The sequence below is a fragment of the Thauera sp. 28 genome (assembly GCF_000310145.2).
GTDB lineage: Bacteria > Pseudomonadota > Gammaproteobacteria > Burkholderiales > Rhodocyclaceae > Thauera > Thauera mechernichensis.
In genome coordinates, this window is record NZ_AMXA01000010.1 from 59,405 (window position 1) to 75,374 (window position 15,970).

Here is a 15,970-nt window from a genome sequence, read left to right on the forward strand (position 1 = left end):
GCGGCGACTGCGCTTCAGTGCAGATCGTCGTCCTTGACGGGTACGGGTAACACCATGATGCCTTCGTCGAGCAACGCCTCGACGTCGTCGCGTGATGCGGCTCCGCGGATGTTGCGTGCCTCGGCTTCGCCGTAGTGGATGCGCCGCGCCTCCTCCGGCAGGCGCTCGCCCACGTCCTCGGCGTCGCGCGCCAGATTGCGCAGGGCATGGACAACCTGCGCAATCACTTGTGAGGGTGGCGAGGAGGCAGCGCTTGCAGGTTGGCCAGCATGTTCATCGTTGCCAACTGGCTTGCGTGTGCCGGGCATGGACGTGCGGGTCTGCACGTAGGGGGCGCTGGGCAGGCGGCAGATGCCGCGGCTGCTACAGATCGGACAGCTCACCAGACCGCGGGCAAGCTGATCCTCGAAGGCTGCGCTGGAGGCGAACCAGCCTTCGAATACGTGCTCATCGGGACAGGACAGATTCAGTACGATCAAGGCGGGCGTCCAGCGAAAAGAGGGTGCAGGCCCTATCCGGGCCGCAGTGCATGGACTTCAGCTGTGGTAAATGGTGCCCGGAGCGGGGATCGAACCCGCACGCCATGAGGCGAGGGATTTTAAGTCCCTTGTGTCTACCAGTTTCACCATCCGGGCGTTGTCGCGTCAGCGGCCCTGTTCGGGCAGCACGATGTTGACCTCAAGCACCTCGTAGTTGTCCTGCTTCTCGAGCTGCACCTTGATGTCGTCGGGGTTCACCGCGACGTACTTGGAGATGACCTCGATGAGCTCACGCTGGAGCGCAGGGAGGAAATCGGCCGTGGCACTGCCGCCGGCGCGCTCGTGGGCGATCAGCAGTGACAGGCGGTTCTTCGCGATCTCCGCGGTCTTCTTCTTTTCGCCGAAGAGGCGGGCGAGGAAGGACATGTCACTTGCCTCCGAACAGACGCTTGATGAGGCCCGGCTTCTCGTAATTGACGAAGCGTAGCGGACGGTCTTCGCCCAGGAAGCGGCCGACCACGTCGGAATAAGCCTCGGCCACGTCCGTACCCTTGAGATGGATGGCGGGAGTGCCCTGGTTGGAGGCGTGCAGCACCGACTCGGACTCGGGGATGACGCCGATGAGCTGGACCCGCAGCAGTTCCTGAACGTCCTTGTAGGAAAGCATCTCACCGTCATCGACACGCTTGGGCGAGTAGCGGGTGATGAGCAGGTGCTCCTTCACCGGCTCGCCGCCTTCGCGTGCGCGCTTGGACTTGGACTGCAGGATGCCGAGGATGCGGTCCGAGTCGCGCACCGAGGAAACCTCGGGATTGGTGGTCACGATGGCCTCGTCGGCGAACGTCAGCGCCATCACGGCGCCGCGCTCGATGCCGGCCGGGGAGTCGCACACCACGTATTCGAAGCCCATGTGCTCGAGTTCCTGCAGCACCTTCTCGACACCCTCCTCGGTCAGCGCATCCTTGTCACGGGTCTGCGAGGCGGGGAGAACGAAGAGGTTCTCGCAGTGCTTGTCCTTGATCAACGCCTGGTTCAGGCGCGCTTCGCCATTGACGACGTTGACGAGGTCGTACACCACCCGCCGCTCGCAACCCATGATGAGGTCGAGGTTGCGCAGGCCGACGTCGAAGTCGATCACTGCGGTCTTGTAGCCGCGCAGGGCGAGGCCGGATGCGAAGGCTGCGCTGGTGGTGGTTTTGCCCACACCGCCCTTGCCTGAGGTTACGACGATGACTCTCACGCTATCCCCTTGGTCTGATGCAATGCGCTGGCTCAGCCGAGCTGCAGCGCGTCGATGTTGAGTTGATGGTCGCTGCCCGTCAGTCGCACCATGGCCGGACGGCCTGCGATGGATTCGGGAATGCCGCGTTCGAACGTACGGAAAACGCCAGAGATCGAGACGAGCTCCGGCCCGAAATTGCTGGACATGATGCGAGCCGAGTGGTCGCCCTGGGCGCCCGCGATGGCGCGCCCGCGCAAGGGGCCGTAACAGTGGATGCTGCCATCGGCGATGACCTCGGCGCCCGGGCTCACGCCCCCGAGCAGGACCAGGTCGGCGCCGCGTGCATAGACCTGCTGGCCCGAGCGCAGCGGCCGGTCGACAAACAATGTCGGCGCGGGGCTGGGCGACGCAGCCGGCTGAGCAGCGGGCTGGGAGGCAGGCGCTGCCGCAGGCTCGGGCTGGCGCGCCGGCTCTGCGGCCGGCCGTTCCGGAAGCAGGGCGGCGTCCAGCAGCGCCAGTCCGGCCTGGCGGGCGCCGGCGTGGTGGTGTTCGGCGAGCCGGCAGGTACCGATCGGCTGCAGGCGGTAGCGTCGCAGCAGGGACTGCAGGCCCGCCCAGTCGATGCGCTCGGGGCCGTCGCGCAGGCTGCCGAAGTCGAGCACGACCGCCTCGCCGTTGAAGAAGTCGGGCATGCCGCCGAGCATCTTGTGCAGGGCGTCGGCGAGGACGGTGGGCTCTGCGGCCTGCAGCACGGCGACGGTGGCGCCCAGCGTGGTGTTGCGAAACTCGATCGGGCGGGCGGGCGCGGGCATGGACTGAACGTTCTTCAAAATCAAGGAAGTGTACTGATGCTCAGGCCATCGGGCAAGCGCGTACGGTGCATGCGTCGTGGGTGTCGCCTGATCCGCCGCCCACGCGTTGTGTGCCGTCAGTGCAGGGTCGGCGGCCGGAACAGTGCGTCGATGTCGTCCGCATCGAAGCGGTAGGTGTGGTTCGACAGGTCGTCGTGGACGACGATCTCTCCGTGTTCGGCGAGCATTGCGCGAACCTCCTGCTCGCCCAGGCCCTGTAGCATGGCCCCCACCTTGGCAGGGTCGGCAGGCCAGTCGTGGCGAACCGGCCGAGCCTCGAACAGGCGCACGGTCTCCTCGGCGAACAGCCGGCGCAGGATCTCCTCGGCCTCCAGGCCAAGCAGTTCGTCTTCGCGCACGGTCTGTGCCAGATGCTGCACCCGTGCCCATCCGTCGGCGTCGCGTTCGTCGGCGCCGGGCAGCTTCTGGACGAACAGCGCGACGGCGGCGTCCGCCGAGCAGGCCAGCCAGAGGCCTGCGGGTTGTTGCTCCGACTGGGCGAGATAGTTCTCGAAGCAGCGGGCGATGCTGTCGCCTTCGAGCGGGACCAGGCTCTGATAGGGCTGATCGAGGCCGGGGATGTCGAGCGAAAGCTGCAGGCGGCCGTCTCCGACCAGGTCGGCGACCCCGCCGTCGAGGGCCACCGAGGCAGGCACGGCGTCGGCCTTGGCGTAGGCGCGCAGGTTGAGCGATTCATTGCAGTCGACGACGAGCAGGCTGACCGGACCATGGCCGTTGACCTGGAAGGTCAGCCGCCCGGGCTGCTTGAGGTTGCCGGCGATGACGGCAGACACGGCAGTCATCTGGCCGAGCAGGCTTGCCACGGCAGGCGCATACCCGCGCTCGCGCTGCAGGGCCTGCCAGACGTCGGTCAGACGGACCACGGCGCCGCGGATGTCGAGTTCTTCCAGCAGGAAGCGCTGGACGTAACTTTTTGGGGGAAGGGCATTCATCAGTCGGTATTCCGTTGTCCCTGCACGCATGCAGGGGCTGTGTTGTTCAGCGTCGGGCGAGGTGCTCGAATGCTGCGGTATCGAGACCGACGACGAGTTCGCCGTCGGCGAACTCGACCACCGGGCGGCGGATCAGGCTGGGCTGGGCCTGCATCAGCGCGATTGCGGCAGCGGTGTCGGCAAGCGCTTGCTGTTCGGCTGAGAGTTTGCGCCAGGTCGTGCCACGTGTGTTGACGAGGGCCTTCCAGCCCAGGCGGTCGCACCAGCGGGTCAGCGTTGCGGTGTCGATACCGACCTTCTTGTAATCATGGAACGCATATGCGATGCCCTCGCCATCGAACCAGGCGAAGGTTTTTTTCATGGTGTCGCAGTTCTTGATGCCGTGGATGATCGGTTTCATGTCCTGAATCAGTGCTCTGAGGGTGGCGTGCGGCGGCGCGGTCCTGACTACTTGCCGTTGCGGGCGCGGGCGAAGGCATCGGCAAGGGCGTTGCCGGTCGCTGCGCGTGATGCGTCCTGGCGGCCAGCCGTCTTGTCCTGGGCGGGGGCACGACGGCCGTCATTGGTGCGGGGGCGCTGGTCGGCGCGTATCGCCGGGGCGCTGTCGCCACGGCGTGGCGTGGCGTCGTGCCGTCTTGCTCCAGGCTCGTTGCGCCTGGGCGTCGCTTCGTCCCCGAGCCGCATGGTCAGGGCGATGCGATGGCGCGGGATGTCCACTTCGAGCACCTTTACCTTTACGACTTGGCCGGCCTTGACCACGCTGTGGGGGTCCTTGACGAAGGTGTTCGACAGCGCGGAGATGTGGACCAGGCCGTCCTGATGCACGCCGATGTCCACAAAGGCGCCAAAGTTGGTCACGTTGGTGACCACGCCTTCGAGCAGCATGCCGGGCTCGAGGTCCTTGAGCGTTTCCACGCCCTCCCGGAAGGAGGCGGTGCGGAACTCGGGGCGCGGGTCGCGGCCGGGTTTCTCGAGCTCGGCGAGGATGTCCTGCACCGTGGGCAGGCCGAAGCGCTCGTCGGTGAACTCCGCCGGCTTCAGGCTCTTGAGGAAGCTGCCGTTGCCCATCAGCTCGCGCACGCCTTTCTGCACCTTGGCGAGAATGCGCTCGACCACCGGGTAGGCCTCCGGGTGCACAGACGAGGCGTCGAGCGGGTTGTCGCCACTCGGGATGCGCAGGAATCCCGCGGCCTGCTCGAAGGTTTTGGGGCCGAGGCGTGGTACGTCCTTGAGCGCGTTGCGGCTGCGGAACGGCCCCTTGGCATTGCGATACTCGACGATGTTGCCGGCCAGCGTGGCGTTGAGCCCCGAGATGCGTGCGAGCAGCGGCGCCGAGGCGGTATTGACGTCCACACCGACCGCGTTCACGCAGTCTTCCACCACCGCATCCAGGCTCTTGGCCAGCCGGCCCTGGTTGACGTCGTGCTGGTACTGGCCGACGCCGATCGACTTGGGGTCGATCTTGACCAGTTCGGCGAGCGGATCCTGAAGGCGACGGGCGATCGAGACGGCACCACGCAGGCTGACGTCGAGCTCGGGGAACTCGCGTGCGGCGAGCTCCGAGGCCGAATACACCGATGCGCCGGCCTCGGATACCACGATCTTCGTCAGGCGCAGCTCGGGGTAGCGCTTCATCAGTTCTGCGACCAGCGCGTCGGTTTCGCGCGAGGCCGTGCCGTTGCCGATGGCAATCAGCTCGACACCATGCTTTTTCGCCAGCGCGGCGATGGTGGCGATCGAGGACTCGCGGTCGCGGCGCGGCTCGAAGGGATACACGGTGGACGTGTCGACCACCTTGCCGGTGGCATCGACCACCGCGACCTTGACCCCTGTACGAATGCCCGGGTCGAGGCCGATGGTTGCGCGCGTGCCGGCCGGTGCTGCAAGCAGGAGATCCTTGAGGTTGCGCGCGAAGACACGGATCGCCTCTTCCTCGGCGCGCTCGCGCAGCTCGCTCATCAACTCGAGCTCGAGGTGGATGGAGATCTTTACGCTCCACGCCCAACGTGCAGTCTCGGCGAGCCAGCGGTCGGCCGGTCGGCCCTGGTTGCGAATGCCGAAGTGCACCGCAATGCGCCCCTCGCAGGGGTGCGGGGCGTCGGGGTCGTCGCGGTCGACGTCGAGTGCAAGGCGCAGCACGCCCTCGTTGCGCCCGCGCAACAGCGCCAGTGCGCGATGCGAGGGCATGGTCGCAATCGGCTCGGCGAAGTCGAACCAGTCGCGGAACTTGGCGCCTTCGTTCTCCTTGCCCTCAATCACGCTCGATCGTACCTGTCCGTGTTCGTGCAGCCAGCCACGCAGCTCGCCGAGCAGGCGGGCGTCCTCGGCAAAGTGCTCCATCAGGATCTGGCGCGCGCCGTCGAGCACCGCTTTGGTGTCGGCGAAGCCAGCCTCGGCATTCAGGTATTTCCCCGCCTCGGCCTCGGGCGTCAGGGTGGGGTCGGCGAGCAGGGCTTCGGCAAGCGGGCCGATGCCGGCTTCGCGCGCGATCTGGGCCTTGGTGCGACGCTTGGGCTTGTAGGGCAGGTAGAGGTCTTCGAGGCGCTGCTTGGTGTCGGCGTGCTCGACCTCGGCGCGCAGTTCGGCGGTGAGCTTGCCCTGCTCGTCAATCGACGCGAGCACGGTAGCGCGCCGGTCTTCGAGTTCGCGCAGATAGCCAAGTCGCTCCTCCAGCGTGCGCAGCTGGGTGTCGTCCAGGCCGCCGGTGACTTCCTTGCGGTAACGGGCGATGAAGGGCACGGTGGCGCCGTCATCGAGGAGCTGGACTGCGCAGATGACCTGGCGCGGTGAGACACCGAGCTCGTCGGCGATGCGATGTTCGATCGGGGGAAGCATGGGCGGAATACGGCCTCTAGGCGCTGGAGAGGGGGAGGGGCCGGATAGTGCAACAGGCAGCGCGCGAAGATCAACCGCGATTGCGTGATTGTGTGGGCGTGATTGCGGCCAGCGTGGCCGGGTGTCGATACAATGGCGCCCATCATGCGTCAAACAGTTCGCTCCCTGCCTCCTGCTGCCCCTCCGCCCGCCTTGCCCGCAGGCGCTCCCAGCATTCTGCCCGCCGCCGAAAGTGGCGCCGCCGCGCCTTTCCTGCCCATGTCGCGCAAGGAAATGGACGCGCTCGGCTGGGACGAATGCGATGTGATCCTGGTGACGGGCGATGCCTATATCGACCACCCCAGTTTCGGCATGGCCCTTGTCGGGCGCCTGCTCGAAGCCCATGGCTTCAGGGTCGGCATCATCAGCCAGCCCGACTGGCAGTCGGCCGAGCCCTTCCGTGCGCTGGGCCGGCCAAGGCTGTATTTCGGCATCACCGCCGGCAACATGGATTCGCTGGTCAATCGCTATACCTCGGACCGCAAGATCCGCTCCGAGGACGCCTACACGCCGAATGCCGAGGCTGGCAAGCGGCCCGACCGCGCGGTGACGGTCTATGCGCAGCGCGCCCGGGAAGCTTTCCCGGGTACGCCGATCGTCATTGGCAGCATTGAGGCCTCGCTGCGCCGGATCGCGCACTATGACTACTGGTCGGACAAGGTGCGGCGCTCGGTGTTGCCGGACGCCAAGGCCGACATTTTGCTCTTCGGCAATGCCGAGCGTGCGCTGGTGGCGCTCACCCAGCGCATGGCGGCGGGCGAGGCGATCGACTCGATTCGCGATCTGCGCGGCACCGCCTTCATGGTCAAGCCGGGCTGGCGCCCGTCCGACGAGTGGCATGAAACCGATTCACTGGCGCTGGACCGGCCAGGGCGCATCGACACTCACCCCGACCCCTACGCGATGGAGCCGGCGGCGGCTGCGCCCAGGCCGACGGCGGACGGCGCCCAGCCGGTGCGCATCGTACCCGCAGCAGAGCGTGTCGCCGCACGCCGCGCCGACCGTGCCCACACGGTAATCCGCCTGCCGTCCTACGAGCAGGTGAAGGACGATGCGGTGATGTACGCGCACGCCTCGCGGGTGTTCCACCTCGAGTCCAATCCGGGTAACGCGCGTGCCATGGTGCAGTGTCATGGCGAGGGGCCGGGCGCGCGTGACGTGTGGATCAACCCGCCGCCGGTGCCGCTCACCACGCCCGAGATGGATTTCGTCTACGGTCGTCCCTACGCGCGTGCGCCGCACCCGAGCTATGGCAGTGCCCGCATCCCGGCCTGGGACATGATCAAGTTCTCGATCAACATCATGCGCGGCTGTTTCGGTGGCTGTACCTTCTGTTCGATCACCGAGCACGAGGGCCGCATCATCCAGAGCCGCTCGCACGAATCGATCATCCACGAGATCGAGGAGATCCGCGACAAGTCGCCTGACTTCAAGGGCCACATCACCGATCTTGGCGGGCCCACGGCCAACATGTACCGGATGGCGTGCAAGAGCAAGGCGATCGAGGAAAACTGCCGACGCCTGTCCTGTGTGTACCCGGGCATCTGCGAGAACCTGAACACCGATCACAGCTCGCTCGTCGAACTCTACCGCAAGGCGCGCGCCGTGCCCGGCGTCAAGCGCATCACCATCGGCTCGGGCCTGCGCTACGATCTGGCAGTGCGCTCGCCCGAGTACGTCAAGGAACTCGTCACCCATCACGTCAGCGGCCTGCTCAAGATTGCGCCCGAGCACACCGAGGAGAACACCCTCGCCAAGATGATGAAGCCGGGCATCGGTGCCTACGAGGAGTTCGCCCGCATGTTCGAGAAGTTCTCGGCGCAGGCTGGCAAGAAGCAGCACCTGGTGCCGTACTTCATCGCTGCCCATCCGGGGACGACCGACGAGGACATGCTCAACCTGGCGCTATGGCTGAAGAAGCACAACTTCCGCCTCGATCAGGTGCAGACTTTCCTGCCCACGCCGATGGCGATGGCGACCACGATGTATCACTCGCGCAAGAACCCGCTGAAAAAGGTGTCGGCCGACTCCGAAGTGGTCGAGACCGCGCGTGCTGGCAAGATCCGCAAGCTGCACAAGGCCTTCCTGCGCTGGCACGACCCGGAGAACTGGCCGATCCTGCGCGAAGGCCTGATGCGCATGGGGCGCGCTGAACTCATCGGCAACGGGCCCAACTGCCTTGTGCCGCGGCATCAGCCGGTTGCCAACCAGGCGAGCGTTGCAACGCGCAAGCCGGCACCCGGGACGTGCCGATCGTCCGCGAAAGGCCGCAAGGCCGTTGACCGGCGGGGGGCGCGCTAGGAGCGGGCGCTTCCTTGGCCGCCTGGCAGTGCGAGTGCCGATGCCGCGCTGGTCTCGACGCGGTTGCGCCCGCCCGCCTTGGCGCGGTACATCGCAGCGTCGGCCCGGCGCAGCAGCGACTCGGCGCTGTCGTCCTCGCCGCTGAAGCAGGTCAGGCCGATGCTTGGCGTGCTCTGGAGCGTCGCGGAGCCCACTTCGAAAGGCTGGTTCAGCGCGGCGAGGATCTTGTCGGTGATGACGGTGCCCTTGGCAAAGGCCTCCGTGCTGGAGTCGCCCAGGTCCTCGAGCATGATCACGAATTCATCCCCGCCCAGGCGTGCGACCGTGTCGCCCTCGCGTACGCATTGGCGCAGGCGGCTGGCAACCTCGCACAGCAACTCGTCGCCGGCTTCGTGGCCGTGGGCGTCGTTCACCGCCTTGAAGTGGTCGAGGTCGACGAACAGCAGTGCGCCGTGGTGGCCGTGGCGCCGGCTGTTTGCAAGGCCCTGCCGTAGCCGGTCGAGCAGGAAGCGGCGATTGGGGAGTTGGGTGAGCGTGTCGACGAAGGCGAGGCTGCGCATGGTCTCCTCGGCGTGCTTGAGCGCGCTGATGTCGACGATCACCCCATCGAGCCAGAGGTCTCGACCCAGCGCATCGGCGTGCACCCGCCCGCGCTCGCTGACCCAGCGCACCGCTCCGTCACGACCGAGCATGCGGTATTCCACCTCGTAGCTCGTCTGCTTGTCCGCGGCGTCGCGGATGGCCTGCTCGATGCGAGGGATGTCCTCGGGCTCGATGAAGTCGGCGAAAGACACCGCTCCGGAGACGAACTCATCCGCCGTGGCACCGGTCAGCGCCTCGACGCTCTGGCCGATGTGGATCACGGGCCAGGGGGCGCCGACCTGGCAGCGGAAGACCACGCCAGGTACGTTCTCGACCAGGGCGCGGAACTCGTCCCTGCTGGCGGCAAGGCTGTTCGCCGCGGCCTGCATGCGCCGACGGTGGAGTGCGTTGGTACGCAATACCGTGAACAGCAGCACCCCTAGTGCCGAGCCGCCGACGAGGATCAACATCGGTTCCGCACTTTGGGAGTCGGCCTCGAAAGCCGCCGTGCTGCTGAAGCGCACCACCCAGTTGCGGCCGCCGACCTCCACCGCATGCGTCACCGTGTGACGTGCGTCGTGGCGCGCTGGGGCAGAGGCGAACAGCAGGTTGGCGTCGTCGGGGTGGTCGTCGAAGAGCTCGACGATGGCGTTGCGCAGGCCGTCGGCGAAGATGCTGCGCATCATGTCGTGCGCACGAAATGGGCTGTAGACATAGCCGAGCAGTGCGGTCCGTCGCCCCACGACATCACGGGTGTCGATCTGGCGATCGAAAACGGGGAGATAGATCAGGAAGCCGGGCTGAGTGTTCCGGCCGTCCTCCTGGACCAGCGTCACCTTGCCCGATAGCGCGGCTTGGCCACTGTCGCGCGCGCGCGACATCGCCTCGCGCCGCACCGGCTCTGAGTACATGTCGTAGCCGAAGGCACGCAGGTTGCGGTCGATGAAGGGCTCGAGGTAGACGATGCTCGTGTAGGGGTCGCGCGCGCCCGGCGGGTGGACGCTGTAGCCCGGAAAGCCCTCGCTGCGCACTGCGGCATGGTGCTCATCGAGCCTGGATGCAGGGATCAGCTCGGCAAAGCCGATGCCCTGGATGCCTGGCAATCCATCGTCGAGGTCGAGTGCAGCGACGTAGTCGTGCCACTCCTTGCGGTCGACATGCTCGCTCGCCGCGAACAGCGCCGCGCCACCGCGCAAGACCTGCTCGTAGGCGCGCATGCGCGACAGGAGCTGGTTGCGCGCCACTTCCGTGCCGATCATGAAGCGGTCCTGGGCCCGCGTGTCGAGATGGGTAGCCACGTACTGCGCCAGTGCGATGGTCAGCGCACAGCTCACGCCCAAGGCAAGCCACGCGGCGGCACTGCGGTCGAGCAGTCCCGGGGTGCGGCCTTGCGGAGCATTCGCTTCTGGCGGCATGGGGCGACGTTTCCTGCGCTGTCGTTACCGATCAGTGTTTCACGAATTTCGGGCGCCTGCCAGCGTCGTGGCCGGCGGGCTGCAGCGCTGCCGGGCTTGGCGGCAAGTGCCCCGACTTACATTCGCATGCGCTTTGGTGTCGCGCTGCAGGCCAAGGGCGGGCACAATGCCGGGCTTGTCCGAACCGGGCTGAGGATACCTGAATTCCATGCGTTATGAATTTCTCGTGGGCATGCGCTACACGCGCTCGCGCAAGCGCGCGCAGGGGCGCAACCGTTTCATCTCCTTCATTTCGTTCGTATCCATGTTTGGCATCGCGCTCGGGGTTGCGGCCCTGATCGTCGTACTGTCGGTCATGAACGGCTTCCAGGAGGAGTTGCGCACCCGCATCCTGGGGGTTGCCTCCCATATCCAGGTGCAGAGCCGCGGCGAGGGGTTGGAGACCTGGCAACAGGTCGCAGAGGAGAGCATGCAGCATCCTTCGGTGCGCGCGGCCGCGCCCTACGTGCAGGAGCAGGGCATGCTGTCCTTCGACGATGCAGTACGCGGCACCGTCGTGCGCGGGGTCATTCCGAGCGAGGAAGACAAGGTGGCCGACTTCGGCGGCTACATGCAGAGTGGCGACTTCCACGCCTTGCAAGCCGGGCGCTTCGGCATCGTGCTCGGGCGCGACCTTGCATTTGCCCTGCGCGTGCAACTGGGCGACAAGGTGACACTGATCGCGCCTCAGGGGCTGGTCACTCCAGCCGCGGTGCTACCGCGCGTCAAGCAGTTCGAGGTGGTGGGCATCTTCGAGGCTGGCATGTACGAATACGACTCCGGCCTTGCCCTGGTGCATGTCGCCGATGCCCAGGCGCTGTATCGGCTCGGTGATGCGGTGAGTGGCGTGCGGCTCAAGCTCGACGATCTGTTTGCCGCGCCGCGTGTGGCCCGCGAGCTGGCGCTGATGATCAGCGAGCCCGGGCTGATCGTGGCTGACTGGACGCGCAGCCATGCCAACTTCTTCCGCGCCGTCGCGCTCGAGAAGACGATGATGACGCTGATCCTGTTCCTGATCGTCGCGGTGGCCGCCTTCAACATCGTATCCACGCTGGTCATGGCAGTGCAGGAGAAGTATGCCGACATCGCCATCCTGCGCACTCTGGGTGCGAGCCCGGCCTCGATCATGACCATCTTCGTGCTCCAGGGCTCGATCATCGGTGTCGTCGGTCTGCTGGCCGGCGTCGCTGGCGGGCTTGCCATCGCCGGCAACCTCGATGTGGTGATCCCCGCGCTCGAGACGGTGACCGGGGCTACGCTGTGGAACAAGGAGGTGTATTACATCGACGAGTTGCCATCGAAGGTGTTGACGTCCGACGTGGTCAGCATCGTGTCCGTGTCCTTTGTACTCACCCTGCTGGCGGCGATCTACCCTAGTTGGCGCGCGTCACGGGTGAACCCGGCGGAGGCCCTGCGCTATGAGTGATCCCGTGATGATGCCGGCGGCTTCGTCGGTGGTGGCCTGCGAAGGCCTGAGCAAACACTTCCGTGAAGGTGCCGATGCGGTCAAAGTGCTCGACGGCGTGAATCTGCGCATCGAGCGTGGCGAGCGCGTCGCCATCGTCGGCGCCTCGGGTTCGGGCAAGAGCACGCTGCTGCATCTGCTCGGCGGGCTGGACGTACCCAGTGCGGGCAAGGTCAGCCTGATGGGGCAGGATTTCTCGGGCATGTCGGAAACGGCGCGTGGCCGGTTGCGCAACGCTGCGCTGGGCTTCGTGTACCAGTTTCATCACCTGCTGCCCGAGTTCAGCGCGCTGGAGAATGTCGCCATGCCGCTTTACGTCCGCCGTATCGCCCGCGAGGAGGCCGAGGCGCGGGCGGCCAGGATGCTCACCGAGGTCGGTCTTGGTCATCGCCTCGATCACGCGCCGGGCGAACTGTCCGGTGGCGAGCGCCAGCGTGCGGCGATCGCTCGCGCCCTGGTGAGCGAGCCGGCCTGCGTGCTCGCCGACGAGCCGACAGGCAACCTCGATAGGCGAACTGCGGGTGCGGTGTTCGAGCTGATGCTGTCGCTCAATGAGCGCTTCTCGACCAGCTTCGTCATCGTCACCCATGATGAAGCGCTCGCCGCACGCGCCCAGCGCACCTTGCGGCTGAGTGATGGCCGGCTCGAATAGTGCCGTCGCGGGAGGCGCTGCTGCCGTGCTCAGCGCGGAGCGGCGCCTCCCGTTCTTGCGCGCCGGGCTTTGCGCTGAGCCCACTGGCGCAAAAGCCAGTAGCGCCAGCTCCAGCGCACGCCCAGGTAGCCCACGATCGACAAGCCCGCCGCGAGTGCCACCAGGCCGATGAACAGGGGTCTGCCCAGGCTTGTCGTCCACGCGAGCAGATCGCTGATCCAGGTCGCCGGGTTCAGGCTGGCGAGTTCGGGGGGTGGAGCAAACGCAATGTCCCCGTTGCCAGTGATGAGGCTGCCGATCCCGAAGGCCAGCACATACAGGGGCACGATGGTGATCGGGTTGGTGTAGAGCGTCGTCAGCAAGGCGAGCGGCAAATTGACCCGAAAGGCCACGCAGAAGAGCGCAGCACTGAGCATCTGCAGCGGGCCGGGGACAAGGCCGCAGAACAGGCCCACGGCTACCGCGCCTGCGGCGGAATGGCGGTTCAGGTGCCACAGGCGCGGATGCAGCAGGGTGGATGCGAACGGGCGCAGCCAGCGGTTCGCGCTGATGGTCTGGTGATCGGGCAGGAGGCGCTTGAGTCGCTTGCGCATGGACTTGTCTTGCTGGCGCAGGGTTCCTGGACGGCGGCGCAGTCTAGCAGTTCGGCAGCCGTCCGGGCCCTTGTGTCCCGGCTGATGTGGGCTGCCGATTGTCACCACAGGTTTCGCTGCGGATAGGCAGCAGGCAATGCTTTTGGCATCATTCGATGTCATGAGGATGGTTGCGTTGGGTTTCCTGGCAGGCGTGTGCCTGCTTCAAACCCGCAGCACGCTCGATGCCGGGCCTGCAGCGGCGGGCATTGCACTTGCGTGCGTGCTGCTCGGGGCGCTGTTCGGCGCGAGCGCCAGGGGCTGGGCGGGGCGCTACGCCATCGCTGCCTGTGTCGTGGCGACGGCATGTGCGACGGGGTTCGCGTGGGCGGCGCAGCGTGCGGAGTGGCGCATGGCCGATGCCCTCGCCCACACGCTGGAAGGGCAGGATATCTCGGTGGCGGGGCGCATCACCGGCTTGCCGCAACCCTTGGCCGGCGGCTGGCGATTCGTGTTCGAGCCCGACGCCGCGCCGGAAGGTGTGCCCGCTCGCATCCAGTTGTCGTGGTACGAAAACCATCGTGCGCCGAACCCCCTTCCGGCCTTGCAGGCCGGCGAGCGTTGGCACTTCGTGGTCCGCCTCAGGCCCCCGCATGGTTTTGCCAATCCGCATGGTTTCGACTACGAGGGCTGGCTGCTCGAGCGCGCCATTCGTGCGACCGGCTACGTACGTGCGGATGCCGAATTGCTCGACGCCGCGCCAAGCGGTGTAATGCAATGGGTGCACCGTCAGCGTGGGGTCGTGCGCGAACGCATTCTCGCCGCATTGCCGGAGGGCGAGCATGCAGGCGTGCTCGCCGCACTGGCCGTGGGCGACCAGCGCGCAATTGCAGAGGCCGACTGGACCGTATTCCGCAATACCGGCATTGGCCATCTCGTGGCGGTGTCGGGGCTGCACGTCAGCCTGGTCGGCTTGCTGTGTGGCGGCTTGTGCAGCCTGGCGTGGCGGCGGGCTCCGGGCTTGGCGTTGCGTCTGCCAGTACACAAGGCGCGCGCCTTGGCAGCCCTTGCGGGGGCAAGCGCCTATGCACTGCTGGCCGGGCTTGGCCTGCCGGTGCTGCGGGCCTGGCTGATGCTGGCGGTGGCGGTACTGGCGCTGCTTTCCGGCCGCAGGCTGGCAGCTTCGCGCGTGCTGGCGGCAGCGCTGCTGGTGGTGCTGGTGGCCGACCCGTGGGCCGTGCTGTCGGCCGGGTTCTGGATGTCATTTGCGGCGGTGGCGATCATCCTGGCCGTGCTCGGTGGTCGCGTCCGCCCGCCTTCGGGATGGCGCGCCGCGTTGCGCGTGCAGTTGGCGATCAGCTTTGCGCTGGCGCCTGCGCTGCTCGCCCTGTTTCAGTCCTTCCCGCTCGTGTCGCCGCTGGCCAATCTGGTCGCCATCCCGGGGGTGAGCTTCGTGATCGCGCCGCTCGTGCTGCTCGCGCTGATCGTGCCGGTCGATGGCCTGTTCGTCCTGGCACATGGCGCCACCGTGATGATGATGGATGTCGTGCGGCCGCTTGCCGAGCTCGAACACGCGCTCTGGGAGCAGGCCCGGCCGCCGCCATGGCTGATTGCCGCTGGGGCGCTCGCCGTCGCCATGCTGTTGTTGCCACGCGCGACGCCCGGGCGTCTGGCGGCGCCGGCGCTGCTTGCCGGACTGGCGTTGTGGGCACCCCCGCGGCCGGAGCCGGGTGCTTTCGTAGCCCGCACGCTCGATGTCGGCCAGGGCTTGGCGGTGCATGTACAGACACACCGCCACGACATGCTGTTCGATGCCGGTCCTGCTTACGGCATGAGCGCCGACGCGGGTAGCCGTGTCATCCTGCCCTACTTGCGCGCGCACGGCGTTGCCGCGCTCGATCTGCTCGTGCTTTCACACGATGACATCGATCATGTCGGCGGTGCTTCGAGCCTCCTTGAGGCGATGTCGGTGGGCACCGTGCTTGCCGGTCCACATGACGCTGATGCGCGCTGGGGAGCGGCCTGGGCAGCCCAGGCCGGCGCGGCGGGTACGGCGCGGCGTTGCCAGCGCGGCCAGGCATGGGAATGGGATGGCGTCCGTTTCGAGGTACTGCATCCGGGCGGTGAGGTGGCGCTTGCTGGCTCGTCACGCCACGATAATGACAACTCCTGCGTGCTGCGAGTGCTTGGCCCCGGGGGCGCGCTCTTGCTTACCGGCGACATCGGACGCAACGCGGAGGCACAACTGATCGCCCGCGAGCGCGAGGGTTTGGAGAGCGACGTGGTACTGAGTCCTCACCATGGCAGCCGCAGTTCGTCTTCGCAGGCGTTCGTGGCAGCGACCTCGCCTGAGCACGTGATCCATTCGGCGGGCCGGCGTAACGCCTTCGGTCATCCGCATCCCGAGGTGTTGGCACGCTGGACGCAGGCGGGGACACGCAACTGGCGTACCGACAGCCAGGGCGCGGTGACGGCGGCGTTCCCGGCGCGTGGCGGCGAGCGCGTCCGCATCAGGGCGGAGCGCACCGAACGGACGCGATACTGGCATGGGCGCTGAGTGCCGTC

The 15,970-nt window shown here is 66.9% G+C and carries 13 protein-coding genes and 1 tRNA gene; 4 read left to right on the forward strand and 10 right to left on the reverse strand.

The genetic code is table 11. The annotated features are described in order from the left end of the window. Positions 1–14 precede the first annotated feature (14 nt). The 8 genes from C662_RS09425 to C662_RS09460 all read right to left on the reverse strand — a co-directional run bounded on the left by C662_RS09425 (position 15) and on the right by C662_RS09460 (position 6,340). Positions 15–479 (reverse strand): DUF1178 family protein, encoded by a 465-nt coding sequence (locus C662_RS09425; RefSeq protein ID WP_002927914.1) that lies wholly within the window; start codon positions 477–479, stop codon positions 15–17. 71 nt (positions 480–550) lie between these two features. Continuing rightward, positions 551–635: transfer RNA gene (locus tag C662_RS09430), tRNA-Leu, on the reverse strand. Between the two features lie 9 nt (positions 636–644). Beyond that, on the reverse strand, positions 645–905 hold the full coding sequence (gene minE, locus C662_RS09435) for a cell division topological specificity factor MinE (RefSeq protein ID WP_002927916.1): 261 nt from the start codon (positions 903–905) through the stop codon (positions 645–647). A 1-nt stretch (position 906) separates the two neighbouring features. Next, positions 907–1,719, reverse strand: coding sequence for a septum site-determining protein MinD (gene minD, locus C662_RS09440; RefSeq protein ID WP_083485749.1), 813 nt, complete (start codon positions 1,717–1,719; stop codon positions 907–909). A gap of 32 nt (positions 1,720–1,751) precedes the next feature. After that, positions 1,752–2,513 (reverse strand): septum site-determining protein MinC, encoded by a 762-nt coding sequence (gene minC, locus C662_RS09445; RefSeq protein WP_002927923.1) that lies wholly within the window; start codon positions 2,511–2,513, stop codon positions 1,752–1,754. Positions 2,514–2,629: 116 nt separating this feature from the next. Next, a complete protein-coding gene (gene hslO, locus C662_RS09450) occupies positions 2,630–3,505 on the reverse strand; it encodes an Hsp33 family molecular chaperone HslO (RefSeq protein WP_002927924.1) in 876 nt (291 codons plus the stop codon). 46 nt (positions 3,506–3,551) lie between these two features. Beyond that, positions 3,552–3,905, reverse strand: coding sequence for an ArsC family reductase (locus tag C662_RS09455; RefSeq protein ID WP_002927927.1), 354 nt, complete (start codon positions 3,903–3,905; stop codon positions 3,552–3,554). Positions 3,906–3,952: 47 nt separating this feature from the next. Beyond that, positions 3,953–6,340: a Tex family protein gene (locus tag C662_RS09460; RefSeq protein WP_002927929.1), complete on the reverse strand. Its 2,388-nt coding sequence runs from the start codon at positions 6,338–6,340 to the stop codon at positions 3,953–3,955. A gap of 258 nt (positions 6,341–6,598) precedes the next feature. Between C662_RS09460 and C662_RS09465 the strand changes: the two genes are divergently transcribed. Next, positions 6,599–8,680: a YgiQ family radical SAM protein gene (locus tag C662_RS09465; protein WP_002927932.1), complete on the forward strand. Its 2,082-nt coding sequence runs from the start codon at positions 6,599–6,601 to the stop codon at positions 8,678–8,680. Here C662_RS09465 and C662_RS09470 read toward each other — a convergent pair. Next, the gene (locus C662_RS09470; RefSeq protein WP_002927933.1) at positions 8,677–10,677 is read right to left on the reverse strand and encodes a GGDEF domain-containing protein; all 2,001 of its coding nucleotides are present in this window, start codon (positions 10,675–10,677) and stop codon (positions 8,677–8,679) included. The genes C662_RS09465 and C662_RS09470 overlap by 4 nt on opposite strands. Positions 10,678–10,885: 208 nt before the next feature. Between C662_RS09470 and C662_RS09475 the strand changes: the two genes are divergently transcribed. Next, positions 10,886–12,142, forward strand: a complete 1,257-nt coding sequence (locus C662_RS09475; RefSeq protein WP_002927934.1) for a lipoprotein-releasing ABC transporter permease subunit — start codon at positions 10,886–10,888, stop codon at positions 12,140–12,142. Further along, positions 12,135–12,833, forward strand: a complete 699-nt coding sequence (gene lolD / locus C662_RS09480; RefSeq protein ID WP_002927935.1) for a lipoprotein-releasing ABC transporter ATP-binding protein LolD — start codon at positions 12,135–12,137, stop codon at positions 12,831–12,833. The genes C662_RS09475 and lolD overlap by 8 nt, the downstream gene beginning before the upstream one ends. A 29-nt stretch (positions 12,834–12,862) precedes the next feature. Here the strand turns inward: lolD and C662_RS09485 are convergent, their stop codons facing one another. Then, positions 12,863–13,426 carry a DUF2062 domain-containing protein gene (locus C662_RS09485; RefSeq protein WP_002927936.1) on the reverse strand — a complete coding sequence of 188 codons (564 nt, stop codon included), beginning with the start codon at positions 13,424–13,426 and terminating at the stop codon, positions 12,863–12,865. A 175-nt stretch (positions 13,427–13,601) separates the two neighbouring features. On the opposite strand from C662_RS09485, the gene C662_RS09490 reads away from it, so the two are divergent. Continuing rightward, positions 13,602–15,962: a DNA internalization-related competence protein ComEC/Rec2 gene (locus tag C662_RS09490; RefSeq protein WP_002927940.1), complete on the forward strand. Its 2,361-nt coding sequence runs from the start codon at positions 13,602–13,604 to the stop codon at positions 15,960–15,962. Positions 15,963–15,970 lie beyond the last annotated feature (8 nt).

Bases quoted from the DNA above. Each gene is read 5' to 3' on its own strand.
- minE (WP_002927916.1), bottom strand. From the start codon at position 905: ATGTCCTTCCTCGCCCGCCTCTTCGGCGAAAAGAAGAAGACCGCGGAG.
- minC (WP_002927923.1), bottom strand. From the start codon at position 2,513: ATGCCCGCGCCCGCCCGCCCGATCGAGTTTCGCAACACCACGCTGGGC.
- hslO (WP_002927924.1), bottom strand. From the start codon at position 3,505: ATGAATGCCCTTCCCCCAAAAAGTTACGTCCAGCGCTTCCTGCTGGAA.
- C662_RS09455 (WP_002927927.1), bottom strand. From the start codon at position 3,905: ATGAAACCGATCATCCACGGCATCAAGAACTGCGACACCATGAAAAAA.
- C662_RS09460 (WP_002927929.1), bottom strand. From the start codon at position 6,340: ATGCTTCCCCCGATCGAACATCGCATCGCCGACGAGCTCGGTGTCTCA.
- C662_RS09465 (WP_002927932.1), top strand. From the start codon at position 6,599: ATGTCGCGCAAGGAAATGGACGCGCTCGGCTGGGACGAATGCGATGTG.
- C662_RS09470 (WP_002927933.1), bottom strand. From the start codon at position 10,677: ATGCCGCCAGAAGCGAATGCTCCGCAAGGCCGCACCCCGGGACTGCTC.
- C662_RS09475 (WP_002927934.1), top strand. From the start codon at position 10,886: ATGCGTTATGAATTTCTCGTGGGCATGCGCTACACGCGCTCGCGCAAG.
- lolD (WP_002927935.1), top strand. From the start codon at position 12,135: ATGAGTGATCCCGTGATGATGCCGGCGGCTTCGTCGGTGGTGGCCTGC.
- C662_RS09485 (WP_002927936.1), bottom strand. From the start codon at position 13,426: ATGCGCAAGCGACTCAAGCGCCTCCTGCCCGATCACCAGACCATCAGC.